Raw genomic sequence first — 17241 nt, forward strand, 5'->3', positions numbered from 1 at the left:
ACAAGCGCCATATCTCGACAGCGAAGGGCTTGTCTGCTAGAGAGTCTGAATCCCGCTTGGGGCCCGCAGGAATGGGCCCGAACAGCATTTTGTGACAGAAAAAATAACCTGCGGCGCGCGCCTGTTTCGGGCCCGAATACCCGGCCCGACGTTCGGGTACAGCCGTGCGTACCGTTTCGGGTGCTGTCGCGAGCGGTTTAGGCTAGAATGCACGGCCTCAAAGCACACCCCTTCCCGAGGCTGTCCCGAAGATGTTGATCCTGCGCGGCGCTCCTGCCCTTTCTGCCTTTCGCCACAGCAAACTCCTTGAGCAACTGAGCCAGAAGGTTCCGGCTGTCAGTGGCTTGTATGCTGAATTCGCTCACTTCGCCGAAGTTACCGGCGTCCTGACCGGCGACGAACAGCAGGTGCTCGCGCGCCTTCTGAAGTACGGCCCAAGCGTTCCAGTACAAGAGCCAACCGGTCGTCTGTTTCTGGTGTTGCCACGTTTTGGCACCATCTCGCCGTGGTCCAGTAAAGCCAGCGACATCGCTCGCAACTGCGGCCTGACCAAGATCCAGCGCCTGGAGCGCGGTATCGCGTTCTACGTCGCCGGCCAGTTCAGCGACGCCGAAGCGCAGCTGATCTCGGACGCGCTGCATGACCGTATGACCCAGATTGTCCTCGGTAACCTCGAACAAGCCGCCGGCCTGTTCAGCCACGCCGAGCCAAAGCCCCTGACCGCGATCGACGTGTTGGGTGGCGGCCGCGCCGCGCTGGAAAAAGCCAACACCGAGCTGGGCCTGGCCTTGGCCGAAGACGAGATCGACTATCTGGTCGCAGCCTTCGTCGGCTTGAAGCGCAACCCGCATGACATCGAATTGATGATGTTTGCCCAGGCAAACTCCGAGCACTGCCGTCACAAGATCTTCAACGCCAGTTGGGATATCGACGGTCAGAGCCAGGAAAAAAGCCTGTTCGGCATGATCAAGAACACCTACCAGATGCACAGCGAAGGTGTTCTGTCGGCTTATAAAGACAACGCCTCGGTGATTGTCGGCTCCGTTGCCGGCCGTTTCTTCCCGGACCCTGAAACCCGCCAGTACGGCGCGGTGCAGGAACCGGTGCACATCCTGATGAAAGTCGAAACTCACAACCACCCGACCGCGATCGCCCCGTTCCCAGGCGCATCCACCGGTTCTGGCGGCGAGATTCGTGACGAAGGCGCAACCGGTCGCGGCGCCAAGCCAAAGGCTGGCCTGACCGGTTTCACCGTATCCAACCTGCAGATCCCGGGCTTCGAGCAGCCGTGGGAAGTGCCGTACGGCAAGCCTGAGCGCATCGTTACCGCGCTGGACATCATGATCGAAGGCCCGTTGGGCGGTGCCGCGTTCAACAACGAATTCGGCCGTCCGGCCCTGACCGGTTACTTCCGTACCTTCGAACAGTCGATCACCACCCCGCGTGGCGACGAAGTTCGCGGTTACCACAAGCCGATCATGCTGGCTGGCGGCATGGGTAACATCCGTGCCGAACACGTGCAGAAAGGTGAGATCACCGTTGGCTCCAAGCTGATCGTGCTTGGTGGCCCGGCAATGCTCATCGGCCTGGGCGGCGGCGCTGCCTCTTCCATGGCCACCGGCACCAGCTCGGCGGATCTGGACTTCGCATCGGTACAGCGCGAAAACCCGGAAATGGAGCGTCGCTGCCAGGAAGTCATCGACCGTTGCTGGCAGTTGGGTGAACACAACCCGATCAGCTTCATCCATGACGTCGGCGCAGGCGGTCTGTCCAATGCCTTCCCGGAACTGGTCAACGACGGCAACCGTGGCGGTCGCTTCGAACTGCGCAACATTCCAAACGACGAGCCGGGCATGGCCCCGCACGAAATCTGGAGTAACGAATCCCAGGAACGCTACGTTCTGGCAGTCGGCCCTGCGGACTTCGAGCGCTTCCAGGCGATCTGCGAACGTGAGCGTTGCCCGTTTGCCGTGGTCGGCGAAGCCACTGCCGAACCGCAGCTTACTGTCACGGATAGCCACTTCGGCAACAGCCCGGTGGACATGCCGCTCGAAGTGCTGCTGGGCAAAGCCCCGCGCATGCACCGTTCGGCCGTTCGCGAAAACGAGCTGGGCGACGATTTCGATCCGTCGACCCTCGAGATCGCCGACTGCGTCGAGCGCGTTCTGCATCACCCGGCCGTGGCCAGCAAAAGCTTCCTGATTACCATCGGCGACCGCACCATTACCGGCCTCGTGGCCCGTGACCAGATGGTCGGCCCGTGGCAGGTTCCGGTGGCCGACGTTGCCGTCACCGCCACCAGCTTCGACGTCTACACCGGTGAAGCCATGGCCATGGGCGAGCGCACTCCGCTGGCTCTGCTGGACGCTCCGGCGTCGGGCCGCATGGCCATCGGCGAAACCCTGACCAACATCGCGGCATCGCGCATCGCCAAAATCTCCGACATCAAACTGTCGGCGAACTGGATGTCCGCCGCCGGTCACCCGGGTGAAGACGCGCGTCTGTACGACACCGTGAAAGCGGTCGGCATGGAACTGTGCCCAGAGCTGGGCATCACCATTCCGGTGGGCAAGGACTCGATGTCCATGGCCACCCGCTGGAACGACGAAGGCGTCGACAAGACTGTGACTTCGCCAATGTCGCTGATCGTGACCGGGTTTGCGCCAGTGGCTGACATCCGTCAGACCCTGACCCCGCAACTACGGATGGACAAGGGCACCACCGACCTGATCCTGATCGACCTCGGTCACGGTCAGAATCGCATGGGCGCTTCGATCCTCGCTCAGGTTCACGGCAAACTCGGCAAGCAGGCACCGGACGTCGATGACGCCGAAGACCTGAAAGCCTTCTTCGCCGTGATCCAGGGCCTCAACGCCGACGGTCATTTGCTGGCTTACCACGACCGTTCCGACGGTGGTCTGCTGACCAGCGTGGTGGAAATGGCCTTCGCCGGTCACTGCGGCCTGAGCCTGAACCTCGACGGTCTGGCAGAAACCTCCGACGACATCGCCGCGATCCTGTTCAACGAAGAGCTGGGTGCCGTGATCCAGGTTCGCCAGGACGCCACTCCAGACATCCTCGCGCAGTTCAGCGCTGCCGGTTTGGGCGACTGCGTGTCGGTGATTGGTCAGCCAATGAACAACGGCGAGATCAGCATCACCTTCAACGGCGACACCGTGTTCGAAGGTCAGCGTCGTCTGCTGCAACGTCAGTGGGCTGAAACCAGCTACCAGATCCAGCGTCTGCGTGATAACGCCGACTGCGCCGAACAAGAATTCGACGTGCTGCTGGAAGAAGACAACCCGGGCCTGAGCGTCAAGCTGAGCTACGACGTCAACCAGGACGTCGCCGCGCCTTACATCAAGAAAGGCATTCGCCCACAGGTTGCCGTGCTGCGTGAGCAGGGCGTCAACGGTCAGGTGGAAATGGCGGCCGCGTTCGACCGCGCCGGTTTCAACGCGATCGACGTGCACATGAGCGATATTCTGGCCGGCCGTGTCGACCTGAACGACTTCAAGGGCATGGTCGCTTGCGGCGGTTTCTCCTACGGCGACGTACTGGGTGCCGGCGAAGGCTGGGCCAAGTCCGCGCTGTTCAACAGCCGCGCTCGCGATGCTTTCCAGGGCTTCTTCGAACGTAACGACAGCTTCACCCTCGGCGTGTGCAACGGTTGCCAGATGATGTCCAACCTGCACGAGCTGATCCCGGGCAGCGAGTTCTGGCCACACTTCGTGCGCAACCGTTCCGAGCAGTTCGAAGCCCGCGTGGCGATGGTACAGATCCAGGAGTCGAACTCGATCTTCCTGCAGGGCATGGCCGGTTCGCGCATGCCGATCGCCATCGCGCACGGTGAAGGTCATGCCGAATTCGCCAGCGAAGAAGCGTTGCTGGAAGCCGATCTGTCGGGGTGCGTGGCGATGCGTTTCGTCGACAACCACGGCAAGGTCACCGAAAACTACCCGGCCAACCCGAACGGCTCGCCGCGCGGTATCACCGGGCTGACCAGTCGTGACGGTCGCGTGACCATCATGATGCCGCACCCGGAGCGTGTATTCCGCGCCGTGCAGAACTCGTGGCGTTCGGAAGACTGGAACGAAGACGCACCTTGGATGCGTATGTTCCGTAATGCTCGCGTGTGGGTGAACTAAGCGCCGTGTACAAGCTCGGTTTTTTTGTTCCGGCCAGTCATGTCGAGGTGGTCAAAAGCGCTGTGTTCGCTGCCGGTGGTGGGCGGATCGGGGCTTATGATCATTGTGCGTGGCAGGTGTTTGGGTTGGGTCAGTTTCGTCCACTGGATGGCAGTCAGCCGTTCATTGGTGAAGCGGGGCAGGTCGAGCAGGTTGAGGAATGGAAGGTTGAGCTTGTGGTCAGCGATGAGTTGATTCGGGCGGTGGTGGTGGCTCTGAAAGAGAGCCATCCCTATGAGACGCCGGCTTATGAGGTATGGCGGTTGGAGGATTTCTGATCTTCCTGGCCGCTGAAATAAAAAACCCGCTGAAGTGATTTCAGCGGGTTTTTTTATGGGCGCCCGGTTTGGGCGCAATCTTGTGGGTGAACCGCCCGGTGCGGGCTCGCGTGTCGCAATGGGATCAGTCGATGTACTCAAACAACTTCACGATCTTTTGCACGCCGGAAACGCCTTGCACCAGATTGGTCGCCTGGGCCGCTTCCTGCTTGGTCAGCAGGCCCAGCAAATAGACGATGCCGTTTTCAGTCACGACTTTGATGCGCGAGCCTGGAATGGAAGAATCGGTGAGCATCTGCGTCTTGATCTTGGTGGTCAGCCAGGTGTCATTCTGGCGCGCCAGCAGCGAGGAGGGCGCCAATACTTGCAGCTCGTTGTGAACCTTCTTTACCCGCTGAACGGAGGCGGCAACCTGTTCGGCCTTGGCCTTGAGGTCGGCGCGAGGGGTTTGCCCGGCGAGCAGCACCACACCGTTGAAGCTGGTGACGACGATGTGCGAGTTGTTGTCCAGGTCTGGATCGGCCTTGGCGATGTTTACACCCGCCTTGGTTTCGATCAGGGAGTCGTCGATCTTGCTGCCGAAGGTGCGGGTGCCGCGGTCATCGTCAATCGGTGCTTCACGGCTGGCGTTAACCACCGAGGTGCAGCCGCTGATGCCGAGGCACAGGGTCAAGGCCAGAAGGCCCAGGCGATTAGGGGTCATTCTTCACTCCCGAATATTTGGCTGTCGATCAAATCGCAAAGGCAATGGATCGCCAGCAGGTGGACTTCCTGAATGCGTGCAGTGACGTTGGCCGGTACGCGAATCTCGACGTCCTCAGGCAATAGCAGTGACGCCATGCCGCCGCCATCACGACCGGTCAATGCTACGACAATCATTTCGCGATCATGTGCGGCCTGGATCGCTTGAATTATGTTTGCCGAGTTACCGCTGGTGGAAATCGCCAGCAATACATCACCTGGTTGGCCGAGTGCACGAATCTGTTTGGAGAAGATTTCGTTGTAGCTGTAATCGTTGGCGATCGAAGTGATCGTCGAGCTGTCGGTCGTCAGCGCGATGGCGGGCAGGCTCGGGCGCTCGCGTTCGAAGCGATTGAGCAGCTCGGACGAGAAGTGCTGTGCATCACCGGCGGAACCGCCGTTGCCGCAGGACAGCATTTTGCCCTCGTTGAGCAGGGCGTTGACCATGACCTGGCTGGCTTGCTCGATGTGCGGTGCAAGTACGTCCATCGCCTGTTGCTTGGTGTCGATACTGGCCTGAAAAAGCTGGCGAATTCGCGATTGCATGTCCATCTGTGTGACCTTAATTAGCGCGGCTACTCGGCACATGAATGTGCAGCCCGCAAAGCAAAGAGCAAAAAGTGTTGGGTGAAGATGTCCGGTTCGGGGCGCAGAGATCAGCTGTCGAAGGCATTCTGCAACCAGTTCAACTGATCGAGGTTGCTGTCGATGGCAACCACGTCGAAGCGGCAGGGGGAATTGGCCCAGCGTGACTCTCGCTGAAGAAAATACTGCGCGGCAAAAATCAGTTTCTGCCGTTTGCGCCCATCGATGCTATCGAGCGCGCCACCCCATTGGGTGTTTTTTCTGTAGCGGACTTCGACGAATACTACTGTATCGCCATCAAGCATGACCAGATCAAGCTCGCCGCGTTTACATAACCAGTTCTGCGCCAGCAGGCGCAGACCTTGTTGCTGAAGATGCTCGAGCGCATGACGCTCGGCATCTTTACCGCTTTGCTGGCGTGACCTGTCAGGCATCAGCGTGAGGTATCCGGCAGGCGTTGAACCTGACCGTTGATGAACTCTGCCCATGGCAACTGACGCTCGACCCGCTGATTCTGAGTCATGCCCAGGCTGCCCGATTGGCCTTGGATGCGGCTGTCCGGCAAGGCCTTGAGTTGCCCCAGGCGCGGTGCCAGATGATAGGCGTCAACGCCCATCGCGTACAGGCGGCCCAGGCTGCCGCCGGCTTGTGGCCATTGTGCAGTGACCTGTTTGCGCAGCGGATCGTTGGCATCCAGCAGCCATGGGGTTTCGCAGAAGCGAATACCGTTCATGTCGTTGTACTGGTTCTGGTCGCCGCTGGCGCTGAACACGTGGGAGGTGGCGTAAACCGGCACGTCACCTGCGTACTGGAAGTTCAGGGTCGGTTTGATCTGCTGGGCCTGTTGCGGCGTCGCGGCCAGGAAGATGAACTCGATGTCCTGACGACGTGAAGGTTGTGCGGCAACCTGTGAGCCGACAGTGCTTTGCAGGCTCTTGGCGCGGCCTTCGCTCTGGCGCAGCTGGAACATGTCGGCAATCTGCTGGGCCAGTTGCACTGGCTGGTCGACGCGTTCGACCGCGACGATGCTGCCGCCGTTGGCTTGCCAATCCTGGCTGAACGCCTTGTAAACGCGGTCGCCCCATTCGCCTTTCGGCACCATGATGGCGGCGCGGTGCAGGCCATCGGCGCGTGCACGACGAGACACTTCGCGGGCTTCGTCTTCAGCCGCAAGACCGAACTGGAACAGTTGGGCCGGACCTTGTTCGCCTTCGCTGTAATTCAACGCCAGGGTAGTGATCGGCAGTTGCGGGCGGGCGCTGAGCTGTTTGACCAGCGGCTTTTCTAGCGGGCCGACCACCAGTTGCACGCCATCGGCCTGGGCCTTGCGATAGAACTCATCGAGGGATGTCAGGCGCGAGCTGTCATAGAACTCGATGGCCGGCGGCTTCTGCCCGGCTTGTTGCGCCTGGTAGTGAGCGGCCATGAAGCCTTCGCGCAGTGCTCTGCCAACCGAACCTAGCGGGCCGTCTTGTGGCAGCAGCAGGGCAATCTTGCTCAGGGGCTGGCTGGCCAGTTCCTTGAGTTTGGTCAGTGGCAATGGCAGCTGGATGGCCGCGGGATGCTTTGGATTCCGTTCGCGCCAGTAGTCGATCGCGGCTTGCTGCTGTTCCAGGGTGCCGGCCGTTTTCACCGCCAGCGCCAGACGTATCCAGCCGCCGAGGTCATCGTCGGTGGTCGGCTGCAATTGATCAGTCGGCAATGAAGCGATCAGGGTCCAGATCGCTTCGTGGTTTTTGCTGGCGGCTTCACCTTCAAGCATCGGCGCAATGAAGATGCGCTCCCGTGCGGCGGCGAGGGTCTGGCCATCGGCCTCAAGGGCGCGAGCATGAACGGTGCCGGTGCGAACCTGTTGTTCGACGGGCAGTTCGCCCAAACGTTGCAGGCTCGGATGGCTCAGAGCAGTCAGCGCCGCTTTCGGCTGATTGCGGACCATGGCCAGTTCAGCCGCCAGGGTACTGGCGAAGACTTGTTGGCCAGGCTTGAGTTGTTCCACTGGGACCTGTTGCAGGATTTGCGCAGACTGGCCGGCATTGCCCTGACGATAAGCCAGGTCTGCCGCACTCAGGCGCAACAGGGCGGCGTCTTCCGGATCTTTGCTTTTAGCGGCCTGTTCGAGCAATTGCTCGATACTGGCGTCCGGGGTCCGTGGAAGTTCGCCAAGGCTGGAAGAGGGCGAGCTGGCGCAAGCCGCCAGCAAGGCAGCGAGGCAAAGGGCAGAGAACAGCCGCAGGCAAGCGATCATGTAAGTGTTCCTGATACTCGATCAAATTAGCGGGGAATTGTACCCAAGCACTGGCCGGGGCGCGATGTTACTGGCGTGAATCGATCAATTTAGCTCGTGTAAATGTTGCAGCACTGCACAAAAGGCTGGAAAACCCGGGAAGGGTGAGACGTATCGCAAGCGCCACTACGCGCTACAATGTCGCCTTTTACCGATCATGAGGTGTGCGCTTTGACTGCTCCAGGTGCTTTGAATTCCGCTGCTGGCTCGCTTTATGTGGTGGCGACGCCCATCGGCAACCTGGACGACATCAGTGCGCGTGCGCTGAAGATCCTGCGCGAGGTCGCTTTGATCGCTGCCGAAGACACTCGCCACTCCCAGCGATTGATGCAGCATTTCGGCATTCCGACGCCGCTGGCGGCCTGTCATGAACACAACGAGCGAGAGGAGGGTAACCGCTTTATCACGCGTCTGCTGGCGGGCGACGATGTGGCGTTGATCTCCGACGCCGGGACGCCGCTGATTTCCGATCCGGGTTATCACCTGGTGCGTCAGGCCCGTGCCGCGGGAATCAATGTGGTGCCGGTTCCGGGGGCATGTGCATTGATTGCGGCGCTGTCGGCGGCGGGGCTGCCGTCCGACCGTTTCATCTTCGAAGGTTTTTTGCCGGCCAAGGCTGTCGGCCGACGTGCTCGCCTGGAACTGGTGAAAGAAGAGCCGCGCACACTGATTTTCTATGAAGCACCGCATCGGATCCTTGAATGCCTGCAAGACATGGAGCTGGTATTCGGCGCCGAGCGCCCGGCATTGCTGGCACGGGAGCTGACCAAGACCTTCGAAACCCTCAAAGGCTTGCCGTTGGCCGAGTTGCGCGAGTTTGTCGAATCGGACAGCAATCAGCAGCGTGGCGAGTGCGTGGTGCTGGTAGCGGGCTGGACTGCCCCTGAGACTGATGACGCTGTCAGCAGTGAGGCGATGCGTATTCTCAACCTGTTACTCGAAGAAATGCCGCTCAAGCGTGCGGCGGCATTGGCGGCGCAAATTACCGGTGAACGCAAGAATGTGCTCTATCAGGTCGCGCTGGATAAGCAGAAGGGCGAGTAAAACTGACGTGCAGCGCCGGCCAGAGGCTTTTTAGCGCTTGTTCTTCGGCCACTCTGCCGTTAATCTTCGCGGCGGAGAGTCGATCGGACAGTCGCTGCCCTCTATGAAAATTAGGGGGGGGAGGAAAGTCCGGGCTCCATAGGGCGAAGTGCCAGGTAATGCCTGGGAGGCGTGAGCCTACGGAAAGTGCCACAGAAAATAACCGCCTAAGCGCTTCGGCGCCGGTAAGGGTGAAAAGGTGCGGTAAGAGCGCACCGCACGTCTGGCAACAGTTCGTGGCTAGGTAAACCCCACTTGGAGCAAGACCAAATAGGGTCCCAAGGCGTGGCCCGCGCTGGGACCGGGTAGGTTGCTAAAGATGTCCAGTGATGGCCATCGTAGACGAATGACTGTTCAAGACAGAACCCGGCTTACAGATCGACTCTCCACCTTTTTTTCCTCTCTGCTGAATCTTTGGCAGGGATGTGCGTAATGGCAATTTCCCTCCCTGCTGAATCAATAGCAGAAGCGCTTTTGTAATACCGAAAAAATCTTACTCTTAACAAACTACTTTAACTTCTGAACGCAGCCTTCTGTGCTGATTCAAGTTATTGAGCGAATTCATCTGTCAGATTCTCGTTTGCCCTCCTTTTACGCTCCTAAATCTCCGTTCTGTAAGGCTTTTCCTTTAATCCGCGCCTTGACGGTGTGGTGGGCGCATTCCTATAGTGTGCGCAAGTGGCGGAAAGTGGCATGAAGTGGGTTTTTTGAACGCAAAACGCTAATATTTGGAGAAACGCCAACGTGTTTCGCGGAGCTAACGCTATCAGTCTCGATGCAAAGGGCCGTCTCGCAATGCCGAGCCGGTACCGTGACGAGCTGGTTTCGCGTAGTTCCGGTCAATTAATCGTCACCATCGATGCCGTTGATCCGTGTTTGTGTGTTTATCCCCTCGATGAGTGGGAAATTATCGAAACCAAACTGCGCGCACTGCCTTCGCTTCGCGAAGAGAACCGCCGCCTGCAACGTTTACTGATTGGTAATGCCGTCGACCTCGAGCTCGATGGCAGTGGTCGTTTTCTGGTTCCGCCGCGTCTTCGCGAATATGCCAAGTTGGATAAGCGCGCAATGTTGGTAGGCCAACTGAACAAGTTCCAATTGTGGGACGAGGATGCCTGGAATGCGGTTTCTGCCGCTGACCTGGCTGCTATTCAACAACCGGGCGCCATGCCTGATGAACTGCGTGATTTAATCCTGTGACTATTGATAGCGGCTTTAACCACATCACCGTACTGCTTGACGAAGCCGTCGAGGCTCTCGCCGTACGTCCTGATGGCTGCTATCTGGACGGTACGTTCGGACGTGGCGGACATAGTCGGTTGATCCTCAGCCAGCTCGGACCTGATGGCCGGTTGCTCGGATTCGACAAAGATCCTCAAGCGATTGCCACCGGGCAAACGCTAGCGGCCGAAGACGGCCGCTTTGTCGTTGTACAGCGCAGCTTTGCCGAGCTCGGTTCGGAAGTCGCCGAACGCGGTCTGGCTGGCAAGGTCAGCGGCGTTCTGCTCGACCTCGGCGTGTCTTCGCCGCAGCTCGACGACCCTGAGCGCGGTTTCAGTTTTCTCAACGACGGTCCGTTGGACATGCGCATGGACCCGTCCCGCGGGATCAGCGCCGCCGAGTTCGTCAACACCGCGCCGGTGGAAGAAATTGCCCGGGTGTTCAAGGAATATGGCGAAGAGCGTTTCTCCGGTCGCATGGCGCGTGCCGTGGCCGAGCGTCGCGACATCAAGCCGTTCGAGCGCACTGGCGATCTGGCTGAAGTGCTGAAAGTCGCCAACCCGGCATGGGAAAAGGGCAAGAACCCGGCCACCCGTGCATTCCAGGGCCTGCGTATTCACGTCAACAACGAACTGGGCGATCTGGAAACCGGCCTCCAAGCCGCGCTGGAATGCCTGGAAGTGGGCGGCCGTCTGGTCGTCATCAGCTTCCACTCGCTGGAAGACCGCATCGTCAAACTGTTCATGCGCAAACTGGTGAAAGGCGAAGCCGACAATCTGCCGCGCAACTTGCCGGTCCGTCACGTCGCTTTCGAACCGATCATCAAAATCCATGGCAAAGCGCAGACGGCCTCCGACGCCGAACTCAAAGCCAACCCACGTTCCCGTAGCGCCGTCATGCGCGTGGCGGAGAAGCTGCGGTGAGCAAGCTTTTCGCCAAGCCACTTCCCGGCGGAAGCTTTTTCATGCTGCTGCTATTTGTCGGTGTGCTCGTGTCGGCCATCGGCGTGTCCTATAGCGCGCACTGGAACCGTCAGCTGTTGAATTCGCTGTACAACGAATTGAGCGTGCGCGACAAGGCGCAGGCCGAGTGGGGCCGGTTGATTCTCGAGCAGAGCACCTGGACGGCTCACAGCCGTATCGAAATCCTGGCCACCGAGCAACTGAAGATGCGCATTCCCGGCGCTGCTGAAGTGCAGATGGTGGCGCCATGATGAAACTCGAAGGCGCGCTCTTTCCATGGCGGTTCCGTCTGGTGGTCGGGTTGCTCGGCATCATGGTGGCGGCGATTGCCTGGCGCATCATCGATTTGCAAGTGGTCGACCGTGCCTTCCTTAAAGGTCAGGGCGATGCGCGCAGCGTTCGTCATATTCCGATTCCGGCTCACCGTGGTCTGATCACCGACCGTAACGGCGAGCCGTTGGCCGTGAGTACTCCGGTCACCACCCTGTGGGGCAACGCCAAGGAAATGCAAACGGCCAAAGAGAAGTGGCCGGCATTGGCGGCTGCCTTGGGGCAGGACCCGAAAGCCCTGGCCGAACGTCTCGAAGCCCAGGCCAACAAAGAATTCATTTATCTGGTGCGCGGGCTGACCCCTGAGCAGGGCCAGGCTGTGCTCGATCTGAAAGTGCCGGGTGTTTATGGCATCGAAGAGTTCCGGCGTTTTTACCCGGCCGGTGAAGTCACCGCCCATATGGTCGGCTTTACCGACATCGATGACCACGGACGCGAAGGCGTCGAGCTGGCCTACGACGAATGGCTGGCCGGCGTACCCGGCAAACGACAAGTGATCAAGGACCGGCGCGGCCGGTTGATCAAGGATGTCCAGGTCACCAAAAACGCCAAGGCCGGCAAGCCCTTGGCGTTGTCCATTGACCTGCGCCTGCAATACCTGGCCAACCGTGAACTGCGCAACGCGATCATCGAGAACGGCGCCAAGGCTGGCAGCCTGGTGATCATGGACGTGAAGACCGGCGAAATTCTCGCCATGGTCAACCAGCCAACCTACAACCCGAACAACCGTCGCAACCTGCAACCGGCGATGATGCGCAACCGCGCGATGATCGACGTGTTCGAGCCGGGTTCGACCATGAAAGCGATTTCCATGAGCGCCGCGATTGAAACCGGGCGCTGGAAGCCGACCGATACCGTTGAGGTTTATCCAGGCACCTTGCAGATTGGTAAGTACACCATCAAGGACGTATCCAAGAGCGAAGGCCCGGTACTCGACCTGACCGGAATCCTGATCAATTCCAGTAACGTCGGCATGAGTAAGGTCGCGTTCGATATCGGCGGCGAAACGATTTTCCGCCTGGCGCAGAAAGTCGGCCTCGGTCAGGACACCGGCCTCGGCTTCCCGGGCGAGCGCGTCGGCAACCTGCCGAACTACCGCGAATGGCGCAAGGCTGAAACCGCCACGCTGTCCTACGGCTACGGTATTTCCGTAACCGCGATCCAGTTGGTCCACGCCTTCTCGGCCTTGGCCAACAATGGCCGTCTCGCGCCGCTGACCCTGATCAAAACCGACAAGGCACCGCAAACCACACAGGTATTGCCGGAAGCCGTCGCAAAAACCATGCAGACCATGCTGCAACAAGTGATCGAAGCCCCGCGCGGTGTATTCCGTGCGCAGGTGCCGGCGTATCACGTGGGCGGCAAGTCGGGTACCGCACGTAAAACGTCGGTCGGAACCAAAGGCTACGCCGAGAACTCCTATCGCTCGCTGTTCGCCGGTTTCGGCCCGATGAACGATCCGCGTTACGCAATCGTGGTGGTGATCGATGAACCGACCAAGGCCGGTTACTTCGGTGGTCTGGTCTCGGCGCCGGTGTTCAGCAAAGTGATGTCCGGGACCCTGCGTCTGATGAACATCACCCCGGACAATCTGCCAGCTACTCAACAAGCGAACGCCGCACCGGTCGTTCCGCTGAAAGCCAATGGAGGGCGCGGCTGATGTCGCTGAGCCTGAACAAGATTTTCGCCCACGCCGGCCGTGATCTATTGATCCGCGAGTTGGCGCTGGACAGCCGCAATGTACGGGCAGGCGATTTGTTTCTCGCGGTCCCGGGCGGCAGATTCGACGGGCGTGCGCACATCGCCGACGCCTTGCAACGTGGCGCCGCTGCCGTGGCCTATGAAGTCGAAGGCGCGACCGTGCTGCCGATTACCGACGTACCGCTGATTCCAGTCAAAGGCCTGGCGGCGCAGCTGTCGGACATTGCCGGGCGTTTTTATGGTGAACCGAGCCGCCACCTCAATCTGATCGGCGTGACCGGCACCAACGGTAAAACCAGCGTGACCCAATTGGTCGCCCAAGCGCTCGACCTGCTTGGTCAACACTGCGGCATCGTCGGCACTCTGGGTTCCGGTTTCTACGGCGCGCTGGAAAGCGGTCTGCACACCACGCCGAACCCGATTGCGGTGCAAGCGACCCTCGCCGACCTGAAAAAGGCCGGCGCCAAAGCCGTGGCCATGGAAGTTTCTTCCCACGGCCTGGATCAGGGCCGCGTGACTGCGTTGGCGTTCAATGTGGCGGTGATGACCAACCTGTCGCGCGATCATCTGGATTACCACGGCACCATGCAGGCCTATGGCGAAACCAAGGCCAAGTTGTTTGCCTGGAATGATTTGAAGTGCCGGGTGGTCAACCTTGACGACGATTTCTGCCGGCAACTGGCTGCCGATCAAGGCGAGTCGCGACTCATCACTTACAGCCTGGAAGATTCCAGCGCCTACCTGTATTGCCGCCAAGCGCAGTTCGACGACGAAGGCGTGCGCGCCACGCTGGTCACGCCGCAAGGCGAGCACCATTTGCGCAGCACCTTGCTCGGTCGTTTCAACCTGAGCAATGTGTTGGCCGCGGTCGGCGCCTTGCTCGGACTGGACTACGCGCTGGACGAAATCCTCAAAGTGCTGCCGAAACTCGAAGGCCCGGCCGGTCGCATGCAGCGCCTGGGCGGCGGTACTCAGCCGTTGGTGGTGGTCGATTACGCCCACACACCGGATGCGCTGGAAAAAGTCTTGATGGCCCTGCGTCCTCACGCCAAAGGCCGGTTGCTGTGCCTGTTCGGTTGCGGTGGCGATCGTGATCGCGGCAAGCGTCCGCTGATGGCGGAAGTGGTCGAGCGTCTGGCCGATGGCGTACTGGTCACCGATGACAATCCGCGTACCGAAGACCCAACCGTGATTTTCGACGACATCCGCGCCGGTTTCACCGCTGCGGATAACGTCACCTTCGTCGCCGGCCGTGGCCAGGCGATTGCCCAATTGATCGCCAGCGCTTCGGCGGATGACGTGATTGTCCTGGCGGGTAAAGGCCATGAGGACTATCAGGAAATCAACGGCGAGCGCCACGCTTTCTCCGATCTGGTCGAGGCCGATCATGCCCTGACCGCGTGGGAGGTGGCCCATGCTTAAAGCCTTGAAACTGAGCGAACTGACCGGCGCATTGAATGGCCGTCTGATTGCCAGCGACGCCAGCTTCGACGGCGTCAGCATCGATAGCCGCGCGATCAAGCCCGGCCAGCTGTTTATTGCTCTGGCCGGTCCGCGTTTCGATGGCCATGACTACCTCAATGACGTTGCCGCCAAAGGCGCCGTGGGTGCCGTGGTCGAGCGCGAAGTGGGCGACAGCACGCTGCCGCAACTGCTGGTCAAGGATTCCCGCCAGGCGCTAGGCCAATTGGGCGCGATGAACCGTGCGGCATTCACTCAGCCGGTCGTGGCCATTACCGGTTCCAGCGGCAAGACCACGGTCAAGGAAATGCTCGCGAGCATCCTGCGCACGCGCGGTCCGGTGCTGGCGACCCGTGGCAACCTGAACAATGACCTGGGCGCTCCGCTGACCTTGCTCGAATTGGCACCGGAACACACCGCTGCCGTGATCGAACTCGGCGCCTCGCGGCTCGGCGAGATTGCCTACACCGTCGGCATGACCAAGCCTCACGTGGCGGTCATCAACAATGCCGGGACCGCCCACGTCGGCGAGTTCGGCGGGCCGGAAAAAATCGTTGAAGCCAAGGGTGAGATTCTCGAAGGGCTGGATGCCGATGGCGTCGCTGTGCTGAATTTCGACGACAAGGCTTTTGAAATCTGGAAGACCCGTGCCGCCGGTCGCAAAGTGCTGACGTTTGCCCTGAGCAACATCAGCGCCGACTTCTATGCCAGCGATCTGGACCGCGACGCCCGCGGTTGCCCGGCGTTCAACCTGCACAGTCCTGAAGGTGTGGAACGGGTTCAACTGAACCTGCTCGGCACCCATAACGTCGCCAATGCCATGGCCGCCGCCGCTGCAGCCCATGCCTTGGGCGTATCGCTGTCCGGCATCGCCACCGGTCTTGGCGCCGTGCAACCGGTCAAGGGCCGCACCGTCGCGCAACTGGCAACTAACGGTATGCGCGTGATCGATGACACGTACAACGCAAACCCCACCTCTATGTGCGCCGCCGTTGATATACTCGCCGGCTTTTCCGGTCGCACCGTTTTGGTGCTCGGGGATATCGGCGAGTTGGGCGATTGGGCGGAGCAGGGGCACCGCGATGTGGGTGAGTACGCCCGCGGCAAGGTATCGGCGCTTTATGCCGTCGGGCCAATGATGACTCACGCCGTGAACGCTTTCGGCGAACAGGCTTTTCACTTCAGCACACAGGCTGAGCTGATCAAGGCCCTGGACGCCGAGCAGGACACAAACACCACCATTTTGATCAAGGGCTCGCGCAGCGCCGCGATGGAAAACATCGTCGCCGCTTTGTGCGGGACCCGTCTGGAGAAACATTAATGCTGCTGCTGCTAGCGGAGTATCTGCAACAGTTCTACAAAGGCTTCGCGGTCTTTCAGTACCTGACCCTGCGCGGGATCCTCGGTGTGCTGACCGCGCTGGTCTTGTCGCTGTGCTATGGCCCGTGGATGATCCGCACTTTGCAGAACCGTCAGATCGGTCAATCCGTTCGTAACGACGGTCCACAATCGCACCTGTCCAAGTCCGGCACGCCAACCATGGGTGGCGCGCTGATTCTGTCGTCCATCGGCGTCAGCACCTTGCTGTGGGCTGACCTGAGCAACCGTTACGTTTGGGTCGTATTGCTGGTGACCCTGCTGTTCGGCGCCGTCGGCTGGGTCGACGATTACCGCAAAGTCATCGAGAAAAATTCTCGCGGCCTGCCTAGTCGCTGGAAGTATTTCTGGCAGTCGGTGTTCGGCCTGGGCGCGGCGATCTTCCTTTATATGACTGCGGCGACGCCGGTAGAAACCACCCTGATCCTGCCGATGCTCAAGGACTACAGCATTCCGCTGGGCGCGGGTTTCATCGTCCTGACCTATTTCGTGATTGTCGGCTCGAGCAACGCGGTCAACCTGACCGATGGTCTCGACGGTCTGGCGATCATGCCTACCGTGATGGTCGGCGGCGGCTTGGGAATCTTCTGCTACCTGTCGGGTAACGTGAAGTTCGCCGAATATCTGCTGATTCCTTACGTGCCGGGCGCGGGCGAGCTGATCGTGTTCTGCGGCGCGTTGATCGGCGCGGGCCTGGGTTTTCTCTGGTTCAACACCTATCCGGCCCAGGTGTTCATGGGCGACGTCGGCGCACTGGCGCTGGGCGCGGCCCTGGGCACCATCGCAGTGATCGTCCGTCAGGAAATCGTCCTGTTCATCATGGGCGGCGTGTTCGTGATGGAGACCCTGTCGGTCGTTATCCAGGTTGCGTCCTTCAAGCTGACCGGTCGCCGTGTGTTCCGCATGGCACCGATACACCACCATTTTGAACTCAAGGGCTGGCCCGAGCCGCGTGTGATCGTCCGCTTCTGGATCATCACCGTGATTCTGGTACTGGTCGGCCTTGCCACCCTGAAGCTGAGGTAGAACGA

14 protein-coding genes and 1 other RNA gene are annotated in these 17241 nt (G+C 60.2%); 11 read left to right on the top strand and 4 right to left on the bottom strand.

The annotated features are described in order from the left end of the window. Positions 1 to 251 precede the first annotated feature (251 nt). Together purL and MEB48_RS26650 are read left to right on the top strand one after the other, a co-directional pair. Entirely contained in the window at positions 252 to 4148 is a 3897-nt protein-coding gene (gene purL / locus MEB48_RS26645; protein WP_237886763.1) for a phosphoribosylformylglycinamidine synthase, read from the top strand. 5 nt (positions 4149 to 4153) lie between these two features. After that, on the top strand, positions 4154 to 4465 hold the full coding sequence (locus MEB48_RS26650) for a Nif3-like dinuclear metal center hexameric protein (protein WP_007905538.1): 312 nt from the start codon (positions 4154 to 4156) through the stop codon (positions 4463 to 4465). Positions 4466 to 4589: 124 nt separating this feature from the next. Here the strand turns inward: MEB48_RS26650 and MEB48_RS26655 are convergent, their stop codons facing one another. The 4 genes from MEB48_RS26655 to MEB48_RS26670 all read right to left on the bottom strand — a co-directional run bounded on the left by MEB48_RS26655 (position 4590) and on the right by MEB48_RS26670 (position 8036). Further along, positions 4590 to 5168, bottom strand: a complete 579-nt coding sequence (locus tag MEB48_RS26655) for a BON domain-containing protein (protein WP_237886764.1) — start codon at positions 5166 to 5168, stop codon at positions 4590 to 4592. Beyond that, a complete protein-coding gene (locus MEB48_RS26660) occupies positions 5165 to 5758 on the bottom strand; it encodes a phosphoheptose isomerase (protein WP_030129809.1) in 594 nt (197 codons plus the stop codon). The genes MEB48_RS26655 and MEB48_RS26660 overlap by 4 nt, the downstream gene beginning before the upstream one ends. Positions 5759 to 5862: 104 nt before the next feature. Next, a complete protein-coding gene (locus MEB48_RS26665) occupies positions 5863 to 6225 on the bottom strand; it encodes a YraN family protein (protein WP_007904371.1) in 363 nt (120 codons plus the stop codon). After that, positions 6225 to 8036, bottom strand: a complete 1812-nt coding sequence (locus MEB48_RS26670; RefSeq protein WP_237886765.1) for a penicillin-binding protein activator — start codon at positions 8034 to 8036, stop codon at positions 6225 to 6227. The genes MEB48_RS26665 and MEB48_RS26670 overlap by 1 nt, the downstream gene beginning before the upstream one ends. Positions 8037 to 8213: 177 nt before the next feature. Between MEB48_RS26670 and rsmI the strand changes: the two genes are divergently transcribed. The 9 genes from rsmI (at position 8214) to mraY (ending at position 17236) form a co-directional block, all read left to right on the top strand. Continuing rightward, positions 8214 to 9119 carry a 16S rRNA (cytidine(1402)-2'-O)-methyltransferase gene (rsmI, locus tag MEB48_RS26675; protein ID WP_237886766.1) on the top strand — a complete coding sequence of 302 codons (906 nt, stop codon included), beginning with the start codon at positions 8214 to 8216 and terminating at the stop codon, positions 9117 to 9119. A gap of 75 nt (positions 9120 to 9194) precedes the next feature. Beyond that, positions 9195 to 9548, top strand: an RNA gene (gene rnpB / locus MEB48_RS26680) — RNase P RNA component class A. 354 nt (positions 9549 to 9902) lie between these two features. Further along, complete coding sequence (gene mraZ, locus MEB48_RS26685) at positions 9903 to 10358, top strand: division/cell wall cluster transcriptional repressor MraZ (RefSeq protein ID WP_003205355.1); 456 nt, start codon at positions 9903 to 9905, stop codon at positions 10356 to 10358. Further along, positions 10355 to 11302 (top strand): 16S rRNA (cytosine(1402)-N(4))-methyltransferase RsmH, encoded by a 948-nt coding sequence (gene rsmH / locus MEB48_RS26690; protein WP_442969125.1) that lies wholly within the window; start codon positions 10355 to 10357, stop codon positions 11300 to 11302. Before mraZ ends, rsmH begins: the two co-directional genes overlap by 4 nt. Further along, positions 11299 to 11592: a cell division protein FtsL gene (gene ftsL, locus MEB48_RS26695; RefSeq protein WP_237886767.1), complete on the top strand. Its 294-nt coding sequence runs from the start codon at positions 11299 to 11301 to the stop codon at positions 11590 to 11592. The genes rsmH and ftsL overlap by 4 nt, the downstream gene beginning before the upstream one ends. Beyond that, positions 11592 to 13331, top strand: a complete 1740-nt coding sequence (locus MEB48_RS26700; RefSeq protein WP_176466863.1) for a peptidoglycan D,D-transpeptidase FtsI family protein — start codon at positions 11592 to 11594, stop codon at positions 13329 to 13331. The genes ftsL and MEB48_RS26700 overlap by 1 nt, the downstream gene beginning before the upstream one ends. Further along, positions 13331 to 14794 carry a UDP-N-acetylmuramoyl-L-alanyl-D-glutamate--2,6-diaminopimelate ligase gene (locus MEB48_RS26705; protein WP_237886768.1) on the top strand — a complete coding sequence of 488 codons (1464 nt, stop codon included), beginning with the start codon at positions 13331 to 13333 and terminating at the stop codon, positions 14792 to 14794. The genes MEB48_RS26700 and MEB48_RS26705 overlap by 1 nt, the downstream gene beginning before the upstream one ends. Next, positions 14787 to 16154: a UDP-N-acetylmuramoyl-tripeptide--D-alanyl-D-alanine ligase gene (locus MEB48_RS26710; RefSeq protein ID WP_237886769.1), complete on the top strand. Its 1368-nt coding sequence runs from the start codon at positions 14787 to 14789 to the stop codon at positions 16152 to 16154. The genes MEB48_RS26705 and MEB48_RS26710 overlap by 8 nt, the downstream gene beginning before the upstream one ends. Continuing rightward, positions 16154 to 17236 (top strand): phospho-N-acetylmuramoyl-pentapeptide-transferase, encoded by a 1083-nt coding sequence (gene mraY / locus MEB48_RS26715; protein WP_095051253.1) that lies wholly within the window; start codon positions 16154 to 16156, stop codon positions 17234 to 17236. The genes MEB48_RS26710 and mraY overlap by 1 nt, the downstream gene beginning before the upstream one ends. Positions 17237 to 17241: the final 5 nt, after the last annotated feature.

The sequence above is a fragment of the Pseudomonas sp. PGPR40 genome (genome assembly GCF_022014505.1).
GTDB lineage: Bacteria > Pseudomonadota > Gammaproteobacteria > Pseudomonadales > Pseudomonadaceae > Aquipseudomonas.

Coding starts and splice junctions, on each gene's coding strand:
- purL (WP_237886763.1), top strand. CDS start 252: ATGTTGATCCTGCGCGGCGCTCCTGCCCTTTCTGCCTTTCGCCACAGC.
- MEB48_RS26655 (WP_237886764.1), bottom strand. CDS start 5,168: ATGACCCCTAATCGCCTGGGCCTTCTGGCCTTGACCCTGTGCCTCGGC.
- MEB48_RS26660 (WP_030129809.1), bottom strand. CDS start 5,758: ATGGACATGCAATCGCGAATTCGCCAGCTTTTTCAGGCCAGTATCGAC.
- MEB48_RS26665 (WP_007904371.1), bottom strand. CDS start 6,225: ATGCCTGACAGGTCACGCCAGCAAAGCGGTAAAGATGCCGAGCGTCAT.
- MEB48_RS26670 (WP_237886765.1), bottom strand. CDS start 8,036: ATGATCGCTTGCCTGCGGCTGTTCTCTGCCCTTTGCCTCGCTGCCTTG.
- rsmI (WP_237886766.1), top strand. CDS start 8,214: ATGTCGCCTTTTACCGATCATGAGGTGTGCGCTTTGACTGCTCCAGGT.
- MEB48_RS26700 (WP_176466863.1), top strand. CDS start 11,592: ATGAAACTCGAAGGCGCGCTCTTTCCATGGCGGTTCCGTCTGGTGGTC.
- MEB48_RS26705 (WP_237886768.1), top strand. CDS start 13,331: ATGTCGCTGAGCCTGAACAAGATTTTCGCCCACGCCGGCCGTGATCTA.
- MEB48_RS26710 (WP_237886769.1), top strand. CDS start 14,787: ATGCTTAAAGCCTTGAAACTGAGCGAACTGACCGGCGCATTGAATGGC.
- mraY (WP_095051253.1), top strand. CDS start 16,154: ATGCTGCTGCTGCTAGCGGAGTATCTGCAACAGTTCTACAAAGGCTTC.